General features: G+C 64.7%; 15 protein-coding genes and 1 CRISPR repeat array. Of the genes, 8 read left to right on the top strand and 7 right to left on the bottom strand.

The annotated features are described in order from the left end of the window. Positions 1–9 precede the first annotated feature (9 nt). Entirely contained in the window at positions 10–546 is a 537-nt protein-coding gene (locus KGR00_RS13650; protein WP_224418246.1) for a hypothetical protein, read from the bottom strand. 205 nt (positions 547–751) lie between these two features. Between KGR00_RS13650 and typA the strand changes: the two genes are divergently transcribed. From typA to KGR00_RS13610, 8 genes are all read left to right on the top strand, one after another. Continuing rightward, positions 752–2,578 carry a translational GTPase TypA gene (typA, locus tag KGR00_RS13645; protein ID WP_129140942.1) on the top strand — a complete coding sequence of 609 codons (1,827 nt, stop codon included), beginning with the start codon at positions 752–754 and terminating at the stop codon, positions 2,576–2,578. A 205-nt stretch (positions 2,579–2,783) separates the two neighbouring features. Continuing rightward, complete coding sequence (locus KGR00_RS13640) at positions 2,784–3,413, top strand: OmpW family outer membrane protein (RefSeq protein WP_129140941.1); 630 nt, start codon at positions 2,784–2,786, stop codon at positions 3,411–3,413. Positions 3,414–3,521: 108 nt separating this feature from the next. After that, positions 3,522–3,824: a hypothetical protein gene (locus KGR00_RS13635; RefSeq protein WP_129140940.1), complete on the top strand. Its 303-nt coding sequence runs from the start codon at positions 3,522–3,524 to the stop codon at positions 3,822–3,824. 112 nt (positions 3,825–3,936) lie between these two features. Further along, on the top strand, positions 3,937–4,704 hold the full coding sequence (otsB, locus tag KGR00_RS13630) for a trehalose-phosphatase (RefSeq protein WP_224418247.1): 768 nt from the start codon (positions 3,937–3,939) through the stop codon (positions 4,702–4,704). Continuing rightward, the gene (locus tag KGR00_RS13625) at positions 4,671–6,500 is read left to right on the top strand and encodes a glycoside hydrolase family 15 protein (RefSeq protein ID WP_224418248.1); all 1,830 of its coding nucleotides are present in this window, start codon (positions 4,671–4,673) and stop codon (positions 6,498–6,500) included. The genes otsB and KGR00_RS13625 overlap by 34 nt, the downstream gene beginning before the upstream one ends. Further along, positions 6,497–7,870, top strand: coding sequence for a trehalose-6-phosphate synthase (locus tag KGR00_RS13620; RefSeq protein ID WP_224418249.1), 1,374 nt, complete (start codon positions 6,497–6,499; stop codon positions 7,868–7,870). Before KGR00_RS13625 ends, KGR00_RS13620 begins: the two co-directional genes overlap by 4 nt. Before the next feature lie 119 nt (positions 7,871–7,989). After that, a complete protein-coding gene (locus KGR00_RS13615) occupies positions 7,990–8,193 on the top strand; it encodes a hypothetical protein (RefSeq protein ID WP_129140936.1) in 204 nt (67 codons plus the stop codon). A 35-nt stretch (positions 8,194–8,228) separates the two neighbouring features. Next, positions 8,229–8,405, top strand: coding sequence for a hypothetical protein (locus KGR00_RS13610; RefSeq protein WP_203234878.1), 177 nt, complete (start codon positions 8,229–8,231; stop codon positions 8,403–8,405). A 319-nt stretch (positions 8,406–8,724) separates the two neighbouring features. Beyond that, a CRISPR array of direct repeats spans positions 8,725–12,425; the repeat unit is 33 nt; unit sequence GTTTCTATCCGCGCGACCCGTGCGGGCCGCGAC. A gap of 189 nt (positions 12,426–12,614) precedes the next feature. Here KGR00_RS13610 and cas2 read toward each other — a convergent pair. From cas2 to cas5c, 6 genes are read right to left on the bottom strand one after another with little or no spacing between them, the layout of a single operon-like run. Next, a complete protein-coding gene (gene cas2 / locus KGR00_RS13605; protein WP_224418250.1) occupies positions 12,615–12,905 on the bottom strand; it encodes a CRISPR-associated endonuclease Cas2 in 291 nt (96 codons plus the stop codon). Between the two features lie 19 nt (positions 12,906–12,924). After that, the gene (gene cas1c, locus KGR00_RS13600; protein WP_224418251.1) at positions 12,925–13,965 is read right to left on the bottom strand and encodes a type I-C CRISPR-associated endonuclease Cas1c; all 1,041 of its coding nucleotides are present in this window, start codon (positions 13,963–13,965) and stop codon (positions 12,925–12,927) included. A gap of 2 nt (positions 13,966–13,967) precedes the next feature. Further along, positions 13,968–14,606 (bottom strand): CRISPR-associated protein Cas4, encoded by a 639-nt coding sequence (gene cas4, locus KGR00_RS13595; RefSeq protein ID WP_224418252.1) that lies wholly within the window; start codon positions 14,604–14,606, stop codon positions 13,968–13,970. 13 nt (positions 14,607–14,619) lie between these two features. After that, on the bottom strand, positions 14,620–15,489 hold the full coding sequence (cas7c, locus tag KGR00_RS13590; protein WP_224418253.1) for a type I-C CRISPR-associated protein Cas7/Csd2: 870 nt from the start codon (positions 15,487–15,489) through the stop codon (positions 14,620–14,622). Continuing rightward, positions 15,486–17,294 carry a type I-C CRISPR-associated protein Cas8c/Csd1 gene (gene cas8c / locus KGR00_RS13585; protein WP_224418254.1) on the bottom strand — a complete coding sequence of 603 codons (1,809 nt, stop codon included), beginning with the start codon at positions 17,292–17,294 and terminating at the stop codon, positions 15,486–15,488. Before cas8c ends, cas7c begins: the two co-directional genes overlap by 4 nt. Next, positions 17,291–17,959 (bottom strand): type I-C CRISPR-associated protein Cas5c, encoded by a 669-nt coding sequence (gene cas5c / locus KGR00_RS13580; protein ID WP_224418255.1) that lies wholly within the window; start codon positions 17,957–17,959, stop codon positions 17,291–17,293. The genes cas8c and cas5c overlap by 4 nt, the downstream gene beginning before the upstream one ends. Positions 17,960–17,966: the final 7 nt, after the last annotated feature.

Here is a 17,966-nt window from a genome sequence, read left to right as displayed (position 1 = left end):
ACCCGGCGCTTACGGGGAGCCGCCGGCGTCGCCCGCCTGCTCGATGATCCGGTAGACCCGCTCGCGCGCCTGACGGGCGTTGTCCGCCATTTCGCGCCGCAGCTTGAAGACCTCCGTGTAGACGTCGCCGGCACGGGCCGGATCGGCCTTCTCATCGCCATAGAGTTCGTACAGCGTTTCCATCCGCTCGTGCAGGCGTTCCATCAGCGGCTGCTGGGACTTGTAGAACTCGCCCTGGATCCGGCGAATCTGCCGACGCTGGTCATCGTTCAACAGGCGCTCGTCACCGAACGGCAGAGCACCGCCCATCATGCCCGGGCCATAGCCGCCACCCATCATGCCCGGGCCGTAGCCGCCACCCATCATGCCCGGGCCGTAGCCGCCGCCCATCATGCCGGGGCCGTAGCCGCCACCCATCATGCCGGGGCCGTAACCATCACCCATCATGCCGGGGCCGTAACCGCCCCCCATCATGCCCCCGTGGGCCAGGGCCAGGCCGCTGACCAGCACGGTCGCCAGCACGCCACCCATCAATCCGCGTTTCATCGTCGCTCCTCCTTTATTCCACGACCACTGCAATACCGCGCGAGCCGACTCGCGCCGTGTCCCGTTAAGCCTATGAAGGAACGGCCGAAGCGGCGTTGATGTAGGTCACGACAGCGCAAAAGCCCGGAAATCGGGGCCGTGAAGGTGGCAGGGGTCACGGCCTAGACCCTATAATGCGCCCCTTATTTCCCTGCAGGATCCCGTCGTGATCGAGAAACTTCGCAACATCGCCATCATCGCTCACGTCGACCACGGCAAAACCACCCTGGTCGACAAGCTCCTCCAGCAGTCCGGCACCCTGGACCGCAAGGCCGAGGGGCAGGAGCGCATCATGGACTCCAACGACCAGGAAAAGGAACGCGGCATCACCATCCTGGCCAAGAACACGGCGATCCGCTGGCAGGCACCCGACGACGAGGTCTACCACATCAACATCGTCGACACCCCGGGACACGCCGACTTCGGCGGCGAGGTGGAACGCGTGATGTCGATGGTCGACTCGGTGCTGCTGCTGGTCGACGCCGTCGACGGTCCCATGCCGCAGACCCGCTTCGTTACCCAGAAGGCCTTCGACCAGGGCCTCAAGCCGATCGTGGTGGTCAACAAGATCGACCGCCCCGGCGCCCGCCCCGACTGGGTGATCGACCAGATCTTCGATCTGTTCGACAACCTCGGCGCCTCCGACGAGCAGCTCGACTTCCCGATCATCTACTGCTCGGCGCTCAACGGCATCGCCGGCCCCGAGCCGGACGCGCTCGCCGACGACATGACGCCGATGTTCCAGTCGATCGTCGACATCGTCGAGCCGCCCAAGGTCGAACTCGACGGCCCCTTCCAGATGCAGATCTCGGCGCTCGACTACTCCAGCTACGTGGGCGTCATCGGCCTGGGCCGCATCAAGCGCGGCAGCGTCAGGCCCAATCAGCAGGTCAGCGTGATCACCAAGGAAGGCAACACCCGCAAGGGCAAGATCGGTCAGGTGATGACCCACATGGGTCTCGAGCGGGTCCAGACCGAACAGGCCGAAGCCGGTGACATCATCTGCATCACCGGCATCGAGGATCTGGCGATCTCCGACACGCTGTGCGATCCGAGTGCCGTCGAGGCGCTGCCGGCGCTGACCGTCGACGAGCCCACGGTCTCCATGACCTTCCAGGTCAACGACTCGCCGTTCGCCGGCAAGGACGGCAAGTTCGTCACCAGCCGCAACATCAAGGATCGCCTCGAGCAGGAGCTGATCCACAACGTCGCGCTGCGCGTCGAGCAGGGCGAATCGCCCGAGAAGTTCAAGGTCTCCGGGCGCGGCGAGCTGCACCTCTCGGTGCTGATCGAGACCATGCGTCGCGAGGGCTACGAGCTCGCCGTGGGCCGCCCCGAGGTGATCATCAAGGAGATCGACGGCGAGAAGCAGGAGCCGTACGAAGAGGTGATCATCGACTGCGAGGAGCAGCACCAGGGCGCGGTCATGGAGGAACTCGGCTACCGCAAGGGCGAGATGACCAACATGAACCCCGACGGCAAGGGGCGCGTGCGGCTCGACTTCATCATCCCCGCACGCGGGCTGATCGGCTTCCGCGGCCAGTTCCTGACCCTGACCTCGGGCACCGGCATCCTCACCAGCCGCTTCGACCACTACGGTCCGCTCAAGCCCGACGCCGCCATTCAGCGTCGCAACGGCGTGCTGGTGTCGATGGTCCCCGGCAAGGCGCTGGCCTATGCGCTCTACGCCCTGCAGGACCGCGGCAAGCTGATCGTCGAACACGGCACCGAGGTCTACGAAGGCATGCTGGTGGGCATCAACAACCGCGCCGACGACATGGTGGTCAACCCCACCAAGGCCAAGAAGCTCGACAACATGCGCGCCTCCGGCAACGACGAGAACATCGTCCTCACGCCGCCGGTACGCTTCACGCTCGAGCAGGCGATCGAGTTCCTCGACGACGACGAACTGGTCGAGGTCACGCCCAACCACATCCGCCTGCGCAAGAAACACCTCACCGAGAACGAGCGCAAGCGCGCCAAGAAAAAGTGACTCGCCACGGCCCGCCAAGCGCGGGCCGCTTCATTTTCTTGATCCAGGTCGTATTCCGGCCGTGCCCGGGAAACCACAGCGGCCAATTCTTGTCTCAAGACAATTTTTCCCGCCCGCGGCAGGGATATGGTGAAGGGGCTTTCAGTCGCCGACACGCAGTCCATGCAACATCGGCGTCGTCATCGTCACTTCAGGAGTTCCTGTCATGCGTACCGCCATGCTGCTTTCCGCCGCCGCACTCGCCGCCGCCGGCCTGGTCGCCACCAGCCCCGCCTTCGCCTACGGGCAGGGCGACTTCTACACCCGCTTCGGTGTCGCCAAGGTCGAGCCCAAGAGCGACAACGGCGAATTCGACGACCTGAACCTGGATGTCGACGTCGGTGACGACAGCGGCTTCGCCTTCACCCTCGGCTACCGCTTCACCGACAAGCTGGGCGTCGAACTGCTCGCCGCCGAGCCCTTCAAGCACGACATCGCGCTCAACGGCGACAACCTCGCTTCCACCAAGCACCTGCCGCCGACCCTGACCCTGCAGTACTACCCGCTGGGCGGAACCGACGCGCGCGTCCAGCCCTACGTCGGCGCCGGTATCAACTACACCCACTTCTCCGACGAAGAACTCGATGTGGGCAGCCTCGACCTCGACGACTCCTGGGGCGCCGCCGCCCAGGTCGGTGTCGACCTGCTGATCAACGAGCACTGGGCGCTCAACGCCGCCGCCTGGTACATCGACATCGATACCGACGCCACCGCCACCATCGCCGGTACCGACTACGACGCCAACGTCGAGATCGACCCGGTCGTGGTCATGGGCGGCCTCAGCTACCGTTTCTGAGCCCCCGCACGGCACGCCGGCCCTGTCCGGCGTGCCGCCCCCATGGGCGTTCCCCCGCCACACGCGCTACCCTGTGCAGTGACACCACCAGCGACAGGGAAAGCTCGCATGCACAAGCACATCGAATGGGACACCCCGGGCGAGACCAGCGTGTCCGCCCACTACGCCAAGGATCCCAACGACTACGGTGAACCCCACCCCGGCAGCATCCTCACCGGCCGCTACAAGGGCGCGACGGTGCGTATCCGGGTCGAGGCCTACCGCGACGCCACCAGCATCGGCGACGTGGTCGCCCTGATCGACCCCGGCAGCGGCGAACGCCTGCAGTCGCTCGGCGACTTGAACCTGGGCGACACGGTACGCCTGCCCGACGACAAGCGCGCCTTCCAGCCGGCCGCCCCCGACGACTGACACTCGCTCCCCGCCCCCGTGAAGGCGTATGCTGACAGCGCGGTGCCGAGCGCATCGCGCGTTATCGGTTTGTTGTGTCACGTTCTGTTTTTCGCGAACTACCGGCGAGACGATGCCCGATTCCAAGACACCGCCCGATGCCAAGACACCACCACCCCCGCGCCACGACTGGGCGCTGTTTCTCGACTTCGATGGCACCCTGGTGCCGCTCGTCGACCACCCCCGGGACACCCGTGTCTCCGCGCCGCTGCGCCGGCTGATCGCCACCCTGGATCGCGAGCTGGACGGCGCCGTGGCGATCGTCAGCGGCCGCCCGGTAGCCGAACTCGAACGCCTGCTCGGCCCGCTCGCGCTGCCGCTGGCCGGCGTCCACGGCCTGGAATGGCGCGACGCCGCGGGCGGCTATCACAGTGCCGTCGAGCACCCCGAACGCCTGGCCGCCTGCCGCGAGGCACTGGCCGACTTCGTCGCCGACCGCGACGGCCTGCACTACGAGGACAAGCGCGTCGCGCTGGCCCTGCACTACCGCGGCGCCCCCGATCGCGCCGACGACTGCCGCCGCTTCATGGCCGACTGGCGGGCCAGGCTGGGCGAGGGCTTCGAGACCGTCGCCGGCAAGTGCGTCATCGAACTGCGCCCGGCCGGTGTCCACAAGGGCTCCGCCGTCGCCCGGCTGCTCGACGAACCGACCTTTCGCGGCCGCCGCCCGGTGTTCGTCGGCGACGACGTCACCGACGAGGACGCCTTCCGCGAGGTCAACGCCCGCGGCGGGCTCAGCGTACGCGTCGGCCGCGGCGGCGAGACCACCGCAACCTGCTATCTTGACTCGGTACAGGAGGTACTGACATGGCTGGAGAGTCTGCCAACCCGAACGACCTGAGCGCGTCGTCCCAACCGCGCCCCACCTCCCTGGAACTCGGCCTGATCGGCAACTGCCAGATCGGCGCCCTGGTCGATGCCGATGGCCGGATCGTCTGGTGCTGCCTGCCGCGCTTCGACGGCGACCCCTTCTTCTCGCAGTTGATGGACACCGCCGATCACGGCTACTTCGCCATCGAACTCAAGGACCAGGTCGAGTCCCGGCAGTACTACCAGCGCAATACCGCGATCCTGTGCACCGAACTCACCGACAAGTTCGGCAGCCGCATCCGCATCACCGACTTCTGCCCACGCTTCAGGCTCTACGACCGGACCTTCCGCCCCGAGGCCGTGATACGGCGCGTGCAGTGCCTGGCCGGCACGCCGGTGATCCGCGTGCGCCTGCGCCCCACCACCGCCTACGGCGAGCCCATCACCAACATCACCCACGGCAGCCACCACATCCGCTACATCGGCCAGGGGCGGGTGACCCGGCTGACCACCGACGCCTCGATCACCCATGTGCTGCAGGAATCGCCGATCGTCCTCGAAGGCGAACTCAACTTCGCGCTGGGCCCCGACGAGAGCATCACCGAATCGGTCACCGCGCTGTGTCAGCGCTTCGAGACCCAGACCACCACCTACTGGCAGGAGTGGGCCCGCGGGCTGGCCATTCCCTTCGAATGGCAGAACGCCGTGATCCGCGCCGCCACCACCCTCAAGCTCAGCACCTTCGAGGACACCGGCGCGGTGATCGCCGCCATGACCACCTCGGTGCCCGAGGCCGCCAACACCCAGCGCAACTGGGACTACCGCTACTGCTGGCTGCGCGACGCCTACTTCGTGGTTCACGCCCTCAACCGCCTGGGCGCCACCGCGACCATGGAGAACTACCTCAACTACATCATCAACCTGGTGGTCGGCGCCGCCGAGCACGAGCTGCAGCCGCTCTACGGGATCGGCGGCGAGGTGCGCATCGAGGAGTACGAGGTCAGCGGGCTCGCCGGTTACCGCGGCATGGGGCCGGTACGGGTCGGCAACGCCGCCTATCACCAGGTGCAGCACGACGTCTACGGCGCCGTGGTGCTGGCCGCCAATCAAGCGTTCTTCGACGAGCGCCTGGCCCGCCCCGGCGACGAAGCGCTGTTCCGCCGCCTGACGATCCTCGGCGAACAGGCCGCACGGCTGTTCGACAAGCCCGACGCCGGCATCTGGGAATATCGCGGCCGCGCCCGCGTGCACACCTACTCGGCGATCATGTGCTGGGCCGCCTGCGACCGCCTGGCACGCATCGCCGCGCATCTCGGTCTCGACGAGGACGCCACCCGCTGGCGCCAACAGGCCGACCGCATGCACGACGTGATCTGCCGCGAGGCCTGGAGCGAGCCGCGCCAGGCCTTCACCGAGAGCTTCGGCGGCGACACCATGGACGCCAGCCTGCTCTTGATGCACGAGCTCGACTTCCTCGCCGCCGACGACCCGCGCTTCGTCAGCACGGTCGGCGCCATCGAGGCCGAGCTGCGCCGCGGCGACCACCTGTTCCGCTACGCCGCCGCCGACGACTTCGGCCACCCCGAGAACGCCTTCAACATCTGCACCTTCTGGTACATCGACGCGCTGTGGGCGATCGGCCGCCGCGACGAGGCGCGCCGGCTGTTCGAGAACATGCTCGAATGCCGCAACGCCCAGGGCTTGCTTTCCGAGGATCTCGACACCACCAGTCATGAACTGTGGGGCAACTTTCCGCAGACCTACAGCATGGTCGGCCTGATCAACTCCGCCCTGCACCTGAGCCGTAGCTGGGAGGAAGCCGTATGACACGACTCGTGGTGGTCTCCAATCGCGTATCGATTCCCGAAGCCGGCAAACCCCAGGCCGGTGGCCTGGCGGTGGCCATCACCGGCGCGCTCCGCGAACACGGCGGGCTATGGTTCGGCTGGGACGGCCGCGTCAAGCAGGTCCCCTCCAATCGGCCCAGCGTGGTCACCCGCGATGCCATCGACTATGCCACGCTGTCGCTCTCCAAGGAGGACTACGACGACTACTACCTGGGCTTCGCCAACGAAGTGCTGTGGCCGGTGTTCCACTTCAACCTCGGCGCCATGGACTTCCGGCTCGACTACGTGAAGGCCTACTCGCGGGTCAACGCCCGCTTCGCCGAAGGCCTGACCCCGCTATTGCAGGGCGACGAGCTGATCTGGGTCCACGACTACCACCTGCTGCCGCTGGGCAAGGAACTGCGCGAGCGCGACGTCCGCCAGCCGCTGGGCTTCTTCCTGCACATCCCCTTTCCCAGCTTCGATCTGCTGCGCGCGCTGCCCTGCCATCGCGAGCTGCTCGAGGACCTGCTGTACTACGACCTCATCGGCTTCCAGACCGAGAACGATCGCCATGCCTTCCACGAGGCCCTGGTCGAGACCTTCGACGCCACCATCGACGGCGACCACGTCACCTGTCGGGGCCACCGGCTGCGCACCGGCGTCTACCCGGTGGGCATCGACGTCGATGAAGCCATCGCCGAAGCCGAACAGGCCATCACCCAGGACCCGGCCTGCCAGTTCCAGGCCGATCTCGGCAAGCGCGACCTGATCATCGGCGCCGACCGCCTCGACTACTCCAAGGGGCTGGTGCAGCGCTTCAACGCCATCGAGACGCTGCTCACCCACTTCAAGCACCGCCGCCAGCGCACCATCTTCATGCAGATCGCCAGCCCCTCGCGCAGCGCGATCCCCGAGTACGACGAGCTGCGCCGCCAGCTCGAGGGCCTGGCCGGCCACATCAACGGCACCTACGCCGACATCGACTGGCTGCCGGTGCACTACCTCAACCAGACCTACTCCCACGCCGACCTGATGGGCCTGTTCCGCGCCGCGCGGGTCGGCCTGGTGACCCCGCTGCGCGACGGCATGAACCTGGTCTGCAAGGAATTCGTCGCCGCCCAGGACCCCGACGACCCCGGCGTGCTGGTGCTCAGCGAACTGGCCGGCGCCGCCCGCGAGTTGAGCGGCGCGCTGCTGGTCAACCCCTACGACGTGCACGACATCGCCAGCGCCATCGAGCGTTCCCTGAACATGCCAAAGGACGAGCGCCGCCAACGCCACCGGCAGATGCTCGACGTGCTGCGCCAGAACAGCCTGCTGGCCTGGCGCCAGCGCTTCATCGACGACCTCGCCCACCCGCCGGCCTGACCGCCACCCCGGCCGGCTTCCTGACGGAGTCGGCCGTGCCCGCAATCCCCTGATCGACTGGCAAAGCGCCCCACGTCGTGACTACCTTGATGGGCGAACCCGCCAGACAGGAGACACCGATGGCCGACCTGGGAACCTGCGCCTGCGTAGGCTGCGAACATGAAGTCACCAGCGAGCAGAGCGCCATGAGCGAAGGCCAGGCCTTCTGTTGCTCGGCCTGTGCCGCCGGGCACCCCGAGGGCATGTCCTGCGTCCACGAGGGCTGCCCCTGTACCGAACTCAACCGCCCGGCCGCCGGCGATCTGTCCCGCGACGGCGCCTGAACCGCCAGCGTCGCGATATCCGTCAAGGAGCGACCATGCAAAAACAAGCCCGCGTGGAGCCGGTCTTCGCCGCCCGCGCCATGAACGAGAAAGTCACCGGCTGGGTGGTGATCGACGAAAGCCAGCCCGATAACGAGAACGTCGTCTCCGAGCACGACACCCAGGACGACGCCCTGCGCGCCGCCGAACGCTTCGAGAACGACGAACACTGAGCCCCGCGGCCCGCTCCGGCGGGCTGCCCACCTTGCCTACCGAACACCCCGCACCGGCTATACTCCAGACGCGGCATCCGCCGTTTTCGAGTACGCCCCCATGACACTCAGTGTCACCACCTGCTTCGCCTTCCTCGCCTTGCAACTGCTGCTTCTCGCGCATATCGACTGGCGGTTGAATTCGGGGATCGAAAACTCCGGAAAGGGAGGAAAAACAACCCTTGAAGGAGATGAGGCACCCCGAACTTAGGCTAGATTGTTCGCTCTGATACGCGCGATCCGCGACCAGTCAGCGCCTGGACCACGTCAAGCTGGTGCTGTTTCAACCCGCGCGGCCCTTGCGGGCCGCGACACTCAAGGACGAGAAGGGAACGCCGGTTCAATACTGATTTCTATCCGCGCGACCCGTGCGGACCGCGACCGGTGCACTTCCTGATCGACATGGTGCCGTTCATGTTTCTATCCGCGCGACCCATGCGGACCGCAACGGCAGCAGGTTGCCGGCAGTGTAGCTCGCCCATTGTTTCTATCCGCGCGACCCGTGCGGGCCGCGACGGGGGTGTCGAGGGTGCGCTCGGTGGAGTAGTGGCGGTTTCTATCCGCACGACCCGTGCGGGCCGCGACGTTTCCGCCGTGTTGAGGGTCGGATGCAAGTAGCACTCGTTTCTATCCGCGCGACCCGTGCGGGCCGCGACCCGTCAGGCCGCAAGCGCTGGGAAGTGCGCTACAAGTTTCTATCCGCGCGACCCGTGCGGGCCGCGACCATCGCAAGGGTGAAATGCGGGACGGGATATTCGTGTTTCTATCCGCGCGACCCGTGCGGGCCGCGACCGCAACGGCAAGCTGGAGATCGAGGACGAGCGGGGCGTTTCTATCCGCGCGACCCGTGCGGGCCGCGACACGACGCCCCGGAGCCGATCAACGCCAAGGCCGAGTTTCTATCCGCGCGACCCGTGCGGGCCGCGACCTTCCAACCTGCGTGCGGTCCGCCCCCATCGTTTGGTTTCTATCCGCGCGACCCGTGCGGGCCGCGACAGTGTCTCGGCCATCCACACGGTGGCGCCGGTGGCGTTTCTATCCGCGCGACCCGTGCGGGCCGCGACCCGGCAGGTGGCACCCCACCGCCCGCCACCGGCGAGTTTCTATCCGCGCGACCCGTGCGGGCCGCGACGCTCGGCGGCACGAATTCCGACTTCATCGGACATGTTTCTATCCGCGCGACCCGTGCGGGCCGCGACGAGCTGAGGTTGTGCCGATAAAGCACCAGAGCGTCGATGTTTCTATCCGCGCGACCCGTGCGGGCCGCGACCGACCTCAACTACTGGCATGTAGGCGTCGATGGCGTTTCTATCCGCGCGACCCGTGCGGGCCGCGACTATCCTCGATGACACCAGCGACGGTACGCAGCGGGGTTTCTATCCGCGCGACCCGTGCGGGCCGCGACATTCTTCTGCCTGCTCCTCTGCCCAACCAATAACGTTTCTATCCGCGCGACCCGTGCGGGCCGCGACCTGCTGGTACACACACGGCACAATCGGGCGCTACGGTTTCTATCCGCGCGACCCGTGCGGGCCGCGACCCGTTTCCGCCAATCTCCACAGTCGATGCCGGCGTTTCTATCCGCGCGACCCGTGCGGGCCGCGACTTGATCGCGCTGACCGGCTCGCTGCCGATGCCGCCGTTTCTATCCGCGCGACCCGTGCGGGCCGCGACGGCCCACGTCCGTCGGGCGCACTGGCACGGCTACTGGTTTCTATCCGCGCGACCCGTGCGGGCCGCGACCGGCCCTGATGTGCAATTCAATGCTTCAGGCGGAGTTTCTATCCGCGCGACCCGTGCGGGCCGCGACCCGAGACAGGCGAGGCCACGTTCAAACGCTTCATTGTTTCTATCCGCGCGACCCGTGCGGGCCGCGACCCGAGACAGGCGAGGCCACGTTCAAACGCTTCATTGTTTCTATCCGCGCGACCCGTGCGGGCCGCGACGATGCAGCCGGGCACCGGCTCGGCGGGCTGCGGCTGTTTCTATCCGCGCGACCCGTGCGGGCCGCGACGCGGGTTCACCGGCACCCACTTGGTCCGGGGCTTGTTTCTATCCGCGCGACCCGTGCGGGCCGCGACTCGACCTTGGGGACCGTCAACCCCAGCTCATCGCGGTTTCTATCCGCGCGACCCGTGCGGGCCGCGACGGTACCGAGGTTGACGCCCTCGGGATCCTCGACGGCGTTTCTATCCGCGCGACCCGTGCGGGCCGCGACTCGGCTTTTGCCAGCAGTTGGCCCCGCCTGCCCTGGTTTCTATCCGCGCGACCCGTGCGGGCCGCGACGACGTCGAGGACCAGCGTCACGCCGAACGGTTCCTCGTTTCTATCCGCGCGACCCGTGCGGGCCGCGACGACCTAACGCGGCAGGCGGCTATCGTCCAGGACGCGTTTCTATCCGCGCGACCCGTGCGGGCCGCGACCCTTGTCTCCGGCCCTGCACCCGAGAGCATGGTCATGGTTTCTATCCGCGCGACCCGTGCGGGCCGCGACTGCATCGTTATGGCCAGGATCTCCAGGAGGAGTTCGTTTCTATCCGCGCGACCCGTGCGGGCCGCGACATGATTTCCCCTGCGCTGATCTGATCTCGTAAGTCAGTTTCTATCCGCGCGACCCGTGCGGGCCGCGACTGTGGGACTGTCGGTGGCTGAGCAAAGGACAATCGTTTCTATCCGCGCGACCCGTGCGGGCCGCGACGCAGCGCGCCCTGGGAGACCGAGCCCAGGCCGAGGTTTCTATCCGCGCGACCCGTGCGGGCCGCGACCCAGCACTACTGCCCCAGGTGCTGGCCGGTCGTGTTTCTATCCGCGCGACCCGTGCGGGCCGCGACCAAGGCGATGGACTTCCGGCGCGCCGAGACTCTGTTTCTATCCGCGCGACCCGTGCGGGCCGCGACGTCCATCGTGAGAGCCCGACATGGCATACCTGCTCGTTTCTATCCGCGCGACCCGTGCGGGCCGCGACCAAAGCCATTGTTTTCTGCGTAGCACTTGCACTCATGTTTCTATCCGCGCGACCCGTGCGGGCCGCGACCGCATCACCAACACCGCCGACGAGGCGCAGACCATTGTTTCTATCCGCGCGACCCGTGCGGGCCGCGACAAGAAGTCGGCCATCTCACCGCCGCCGGTAGTGAGGTTTCTATCCGCGCGACCCGTGCGGGCCGCGACGCGAGAGGGCGAGGACGGCTTTAACCGGCCGCTGGTCGTTTCTATCCGCGCGACCCGTGCGGGCCGCGACGAGAGGGCGAGGACGGCTTTAACCGGCCGCTGGTCGTTTCTATCCGCGCGACCCGTGCGGGCCGCGACGGCTTTCCCCGGCAGGAATCGAATACTCGTAGAAGTTTCTATCCGCGCGACCCGTGCGGGCCGCGACGCGGGGCAACCTTGGCGCTTTCGGTGGTGATCTCGTTTCTATCCGCGCGACCCGTGCGGGCCGCGACGCGAGTGACGTAGATGTCCGCGATGGTGGCGTCGTTTCTATCCGCGCGACCCGTGCGGGCCGCGACAGGATGCCGCCGAGGTCTACGGATTCACCGGGCAGTTTCTATCCGCGCGACCCGTGCGGGCCGCGACGTCCTTGGCGTCCTGGTCCTGGTCGAAGCGGCTGTTTCTATCCGCGCGACCCGTGCGGGCCGCGACTCCATCGGTCAGCTCGTGATTGAGAACGCCGAGATGGTTTCTATCCGCGCGACCCGTGCGGGCCGCGACCCGAGGCTATCAGCAATGAGCGCTGGTCGCTGCAGTTTCTATCCGCGCGACCCGTGCGGGCCGCGACAGAGGCCGCCGACCGCATCAATGAATCGTTCGCGTTTCTATCCGCGCGACCCGTGCGGGCCGCGACCTACGGCTCGGCAATGCTGCGGATCAGCATCGATCGCGTTTCTATCCGCGCGACCCGTGCGGGCCGCGACGTGACACCGAGCTACTGAGCCGCCAGCGAGAACGTGTTTCTATCCGCGCGACCCGTGCGGGCCGCGACTGTTCCTTTATAACGCCTTGATTATACTAAGCAAACAACGTAAACACAGCGAACTCCTTCACCGGTTCGTTTATCAGGCCAATTCTCTAGCCCCAGAAGGGGAAATCATCTTTTAAAACAAATTATTAAAGAGCCGCGAACCTGGCGGGAAAAAGCGGAACACTTGTGGTTCGCAGAGAGGAAAGGTCTTCAGAAAACGAGAGGGCCATTCATATCCAAGGCAGGTTTCGCACCAATATGCTCTATGCGCTTCTGCCAGTTACGTCCAAGAAAATAGAAGCGCAGACTGTCGACCTCATCATCGATCAGATCAGTCAACTGCTGACGCAGACGAACCCACTGGTCGGGCTCGACTTCGATTTCAAAGACCGAAAACTGAACACGCTGCCCATAATCGCGACAGGCTTTAGCGACGCGGCGCAGGCGGCGTTCGCCGCCTTCGGAAGACGTGCTGACATCGTAGCTGACCAGAACCATCATGGCGCGGCTCCTCGTATGGTCATTTCCAGAGAAAAGGTGGATAGGTGTCCAGGTCGCCGCGCAGATGACGCGCCAATAGCTGCGCTTGCAGAAAGGGCAGAAGGCCGATGGGCGCCTTTTCGCCGATGAAGGGGTGATTGAGATCTTCCCGCTTACGCTCCTGGTATGCTGTCAGTACCGTCTTGCGAGCGTCTTCTGTCAACGCGACACCGCCACTCTCGGCGATGATGAAGTCTCGTTCGCGTAGTTGACGACGGTTGACCAGCGACAGGGCGAGCCGATCGCCCAGCAGCGGACGGAACTCCTCGGCAAGATCTAGCGCCAGACTGGGACGACCGGGGCGATCGCGATGCAGAAAACCGACCGCGGGATCTAGCCCAACACTTTCCAGAGTCGACCGGCAGTCGTGGGTCAATAGTGTATAGAGAAACGAAAGCAGCGCATTGATACGATCACGTGGTGGACGGCGGTTACGGCTCGTGAAGCGGAACGCTTCACCGTCATGGCGCACGAGCAGGTCGAAATGCCCGAAATAGACCTGTGCCGCCTCGCCCTCCAGACCGCGCAACGCATCAGTGGCTGGCTCCTTGAGAAGATTCTTGGCGATGCGACTCATGCGTGACCGAGCCCGTTCCAGAGCCAAACGATCGACTTCTTCCAGCTTCGCGCCGTAGTCGCGCAGCCCTCGCGCAAGTACGGCACGCTGATTGTGCACCTTGCCGATCAGTACGCCGCGCACGATGGCCGCACAGGCGGTGTCATCGTCGCTCGTCCGGTACTGAGTACGCCGCAACAGTACATTGCCGGATACCGGCCCTTCGATACGTGCGAGAAACTTGCCGTTGGGGGTCAGATGCGTGATCGTCACGCCCTGTTCGGCGCAAAACCCCATCAAGGGCGGTGACACCAGTACGCGGCCGAAACAGACCAGCGATTCGAGCATATGGATGGGCAGACGTGCACGCTCCTCCCCCTCCACCTGCATGACGATGTTGGCGCCGTCCTTCTTGAGCCAGGCGCCGTCGGTGGTGATGTAGAGTGTGTTGAGCTGACGTCGCACGGTTAATCATCCAGTGTCTGAAGCTGACGCGAGAGCCAGCGGCTTGCCGAACGTCGCCTGCCCAGCACACGCGGCTGGCAGAGATCCATCAGCGAACAGCGGTCGCAGCGCTTGGCGTCATAGTCGGCCACTGGCGTCCGATTACTGTCGAATAACCCACCTACGCCATCGATGACTTGGCGAGTCAGCGTACGCAGCTCCTCATCGAACGCCACGATCTTGCGTCGCCGAGTCTTGCCATAGAAAAGAGCGCCCTCACCGATCCTCGTGTCGAGCATTTCCTCCAGGCACATCGCCTGCGCGCAAAGCTGTACCTCGTCGGCACGGTGCGCCTTGGGTCGCCCGCGCTTGTATTCGATCGGACGTACACGCGTCGGCGTCTCGCGCTCATCGAACTCGACCACATCGGCGACGCCGGTCAGCCCCAGTCTTGCACTAGCCAGAGGTAGAGCCATGGCGGTATGCACGCCGCGCCGACGCTCATGGCCAAGATGGTCAGCGCGTTCATGCAGGATGCGCCCTTCCGCCGTGTAGCGGTTCTCGGACCACTGCTGTTCAAGATGGATCAGTGCACACTGGCGCGGACAGAACAGGTAGTGCTGCAACGCCGAGAGCGGGATCAGCCGGGCCGAATCCTCCATGGTCGCATGGCGCCTACAGGCGCTCTTCGACGCTGACGCCGGCGGGTAGCATGTCAGCATCGACCGTGACCCGATAATCGCTGTAATGCCGTGCGGGGGTATCAGCTTCACCTTCGACACGCTCGACTTGCACGCTGTCAAAAAGCCGATGCGCAGGTGCATTGCCCATGGGATGATCGTGCTTGAAGACGATCAGTTTGCGTGCCGACATCTCGCCACGTGCCGCAGAGCGGTCGTGCTCGAACATGTTGATCAGGGAACGCCACAATAGTTCGAGATCGTCCTCGGAAAAGCCGGTACGCTCAGCCAGCTTGGCGGAGACATACCCATGCACACGGTAGAGGCCATAAGGAATGATGTGCTTGCGGCCCATGGTGCGCTCCTTCTCGAGATCACGCTCGTTTGTCACCGCCATGCGTGTAATCGAGACCTCCATCGGCACCACGGGATCGATGGAACTGGCAAATGCCATCTGCACCGGCCCACGGACCTGACCGGAATTGACCTCAGTGGTCATCACCGCACCAAAGGTGCGTACATCGAAGAAGTTTCCGCACATCCAGGCGGTCAACCCGCGCGCCTTGGCTTCGTCCTTCGGCAGCTTCTTCGGCTCAGGCTTGATATTAAGCGCTTCGTACGCCTTCTTGTGCTGATTGTTGAGAACCGACTTTTCCTGCATGTAGATGGCGTAGCCGGCATCCTCTTCCTTCTCCAGCGCGACATAGTTGCGAATCTTGCGCTTGAGGCACACATCGGTGACCAGGCCCTGATTGGTTTCCGGATCGAGACGCGGCAGATTGCCGGCATCAGGATCACCGTTGGGGTTGCCGTTGGTGACATCGAACAGCAGCACGAATTCATAACGGTTGGCGATGGCGGTCATGCCCCTTCTCCCTGCGCAGTGGTTTCTTCTGTTGTTTCGGTGTCGGGCTCACGTTTGGAGAAACGCGCCTGTGACTGGTGGTAATAGCCGATGGCGAAGCGCCCCTGGTCCTCGATCTTCAGGTGCCTGGGAAAGGTATCGCCCAGGCCGCCGATAATGGCACCGATCTCATCTTCTATGGTATGTGCCAATCCCCCCTTGCCCTGCTTGCGCAGGTTCGACAGGTGGTGCTGAGCGTTGCGCAATAACATCGGGAAGACGCTGGCCGGCGTGGCCGACGCTGCCCCGTAGTAGCGATCGCGAATGGTCGCGTTTAGCTGATTGCCGAGCGCACCGCGCTGAGCATTCTCCAGCTCGGCGAACAGTCGCCCCAGCAGATAGCCGGGGTGGGTGGAGTGTCGATCAAGGCTCACGGGCACCTCCTGGGTGGTGGAATTGGCCTGGGTCGCGAGCCGCGCCGCCCGCGCGAGTACGGCCTTGCAGAGCGCAATGCGCGCCCCGGTGATATGACCATCGCTACGAAAACGCATGACAAGATTGGATAGCAGTGACTGTGGATAGCGGCTACCGGTAAGAATCGCACGCATCAACTCACCGGCCAGTTGCGGCGGGACGTCGTCCGCCTTGGGTCTCTGCCCGCCATGCATCGGAGCGGTCTGTAACACCAGCCACCAGCTTCCCGGCGCGATGCCTTTCCAGGGCGTTGGCTCCAGCGCCATATCCCGATGATGCTGTGCATAGTGGCGAGCCAGTTCGTCCAGGGTGTCGGCATACCAGAAACGCACCGAGAGACGCGCAGCATTGGGCGCCAGCCCCAGTACGAACATGCGCGTCCGTGGCTCCAGTATTGGGTCAATCTCTTTTAATGGGCGACCTTGTGCAACCTGGGTCAACAGACTCCCCAATTTGGCTGCCTCCTGCTCATCGTCAGGGGGGGCATTGGCCATCGCCAGGAAATTTTCCGCTGCCTCGGCATGCGCGGCATCGCTGGCTTCGGCCCAGAACACGACGGTGGCGTCGCCAATCTGCAGACGCTGATGGTTGTCGTTGTCGCGACGCAACAGGTAATTGAGGGCCGTCGCATAGCCGAAGATGGCAGTTTTCGAGATCGATGCGTTGGTCTGTCCCTTGTAGCCATAGGATTCGTAGGCATCGCTATTGAACGAAACGAGGGAGGCTCCCGAACTCTGTGCGCCGTTAACTTCTCGGATGCGAGGATGATCCGTACCGAGCGACGCAATTTCGCCGGTAATCAAGCATTGCCCTTCGTCTCCCGCCTCTTTCTGCAACGCAGCCTGCCAGATTTCTCGCGCTGCCAATGTTTCATGCAAATATTGCCGCTCACCATCGAGACGAAACACGACATTGGTATCCAGCATCTCCTCGGTGTAGCCGGGAAGCTCTGCCAAAGCCTCCGGTCTCCACCGTTCGATGAGCCTCAGAAAAGCCTGCAGTACGGGATCGTCATTCTCACCGAACAATTCGATCTGGCGCGCCTTGAATGCCGCATGCTCTTCGGACAAGCGTTTACCCGTGCCATTGGTCACGCCGAGAGCATAGGCGGTCTTGTCCCATAACGGATAAGCATGAATACCCGACGTGCGTCCCTTGTCGACCGGAACCTGCATGGCGCGCGGTCGCGGTTTCTTGCCCGAGGTATCGCGAAGATCGACGACCTGTAGCGGCACGCCCTCGGCCGAGAACACCAGCGCATAACTGATCTTCTCGCTGCTGAAGCCAGGCAAGGGTACCTTATAGTCCGCTGCCAGGCGCTGATAGTAATCGTTGAGCGCAGAGAGAATCATGCCAGCGCCTCAGCAAATGGCGGCACTTCGATGACGCCATCGACCATGCGAGCCCGGAAGAAACGCGGTGTCTTGCCGCTGGCGAAATCGATGTCATGCAGCATGAAGCCTAGATCGCGCTCGCCATGCAGTTGCGTATCAACGACCGGCATTTCCGCCTCGGACTCAACCAGTTCGAAGGCGGCAGGAAATTCACGCGTTCCCAGGCACGGCATGTGAAAGCACTGCCCCTGGCGAGCGCGACGGTTGAAGATATCCAGATGCTTGCCGGGGGAGTCACTGTTATCGGCCCTCGGCGTGAACTCGAAATGCGCCTCGATAACGTAGCCGACATCGCGCAGGATGGTGGCGGCACGCTGCTGCCGGCCCTGATCGACGAAATAGTGCACATCATCGACGCGGCCGGCCTTCATCGCCTTGGTGACCGTCGAGGCAGGTAACTTGTGACCTACCTCATTACGCCGGATCGATTCGAAATGAATCGGCTTGAGGACATGAATGCGATCGATGCACCAGCGGATCGCCGGCTTCCAGTGGATGGCTTCCAGAATGCCGCGCGCCGCCGAGGGCGTGATCACGTCATAGGAAACCCGCTCCACCTTCATCTCCGGGCGTGTGAAACACGCCCGTTCCCCCCAGATATGCAGCCGAACCCCGAATGCCATTCGCTGC

The sequence above is a fragment of the Modicisalibacter sp. MOD 31.J genome (assembly GCF_020147985.1).
Taxonomy (GTDB): Bacteria; Pseudomonadota; Gammaproteobacteria; order Pseudomonadales; family Halomonadaceae; genus Modicisalibacter; species Modicisalibacter coralii.
Note: the sequence above shows the minus strand (reverse complement) of the source record. Positions and strands in the feature narration are given on the sequence as shown.

What these genes read in the sequence shown, in the direction of transcription:
- KGR00_RS13635 (WP_129140940.1), top strand. Translation starts at nt 3,522, where the DNA reads ATGCACAAGCACATCGAATGGGACACCCCGGGCGAGACCAGCGTGTCC.
- cas7c (WP_224418253.1), bottom strand. Translation starts at nt 15,489, where the DNA reads ATGACCGCCATCGCCAACCGTTATGAATTCGTGCTGCTGTTCGATGTC.
- KGR00_RS13650 (WP_224418246.1), bottom strand. Translation starts at nt 546, where the DNA reads ATGAAACGCGGATTGATGGGTGGCGTGCTGGCGACCGTGCTGGTCAGC.
- cas8c (WP_224418254.1), bottom strand. Translation starts at nt 17,294, where the DNA reads ATGATTCTCTCTGCGCTCAACGATTACTATCAGCGCCTGGCAGCGGAC.
- KGR00_RS13640 (WP_129140941.1), top strand. Translation starts at nt 2,784, where the DNA reads ATGCGTACCGCCATGCTGCTTTCCGCCGCCGCACTCGCCGCCGCCGGC.
- cas4 (WP_224418252.1), bottom strand. Translation starts at nt 14,606, where the DNA reads ATGGAGGATTCGGCCCGGCTGATCCCGCTCTCGGCGTTGCAGCACTAC.
- KGR00_RS13620 (WP_224418249.1), top strand. Translation starts at nt 6,497, where the DNA reads ATGACACGACTCGTGGTGGTCTCCAATCGCGTATCGATTCCCGAAGCC.
- KGR00_RS13625 (WP_224418248.1), top strand. Translation starts at nt 4,671, where the DNA reads ATGGCTGGAGAGTCTGCCAACCCGAACGACCTGAGCGCGTCGTCCCAA.
- cas5c (WP_224418255.1), bottom strand. Translation starts at nt 17,959, where the DNA reads ATGGCATTCGGGGTTCGGCTGCATATCTGGGGGGAACGGGCGTGTTTC.
- KGR00_RS13615 (WP_129140936.1), top strand. Translation starts at nt 7,990, where the DNA reads ATGGCCGACCTGGGAACCTGCGCCTGCGTAGGCTGCGAACATGAAGTC.
- otsB (WP_224418247.1), top strand. Translation starts at nt 3,937, where the DNA reads ATGCCCGATTCCAAGACACCGCCCGATGCCAAGACACCACCACCCCCG.
- KGR00_RS13610 (WP_203234878.1), top strand. Translation starts at nt 8,229, where the DNA reads ATGCAAAAACAAGCCCGCGTGGAGCCGGTCTTCGCCGCCCGCGCCATG.
- cas2 (WP_224418250.1), bottom strand. Translation starts at nt 12,905, where the DNA reads ATGATGGTTCTGGTCAGCTACGATGTCAGCACGTCTTCCGAAGGCGGC.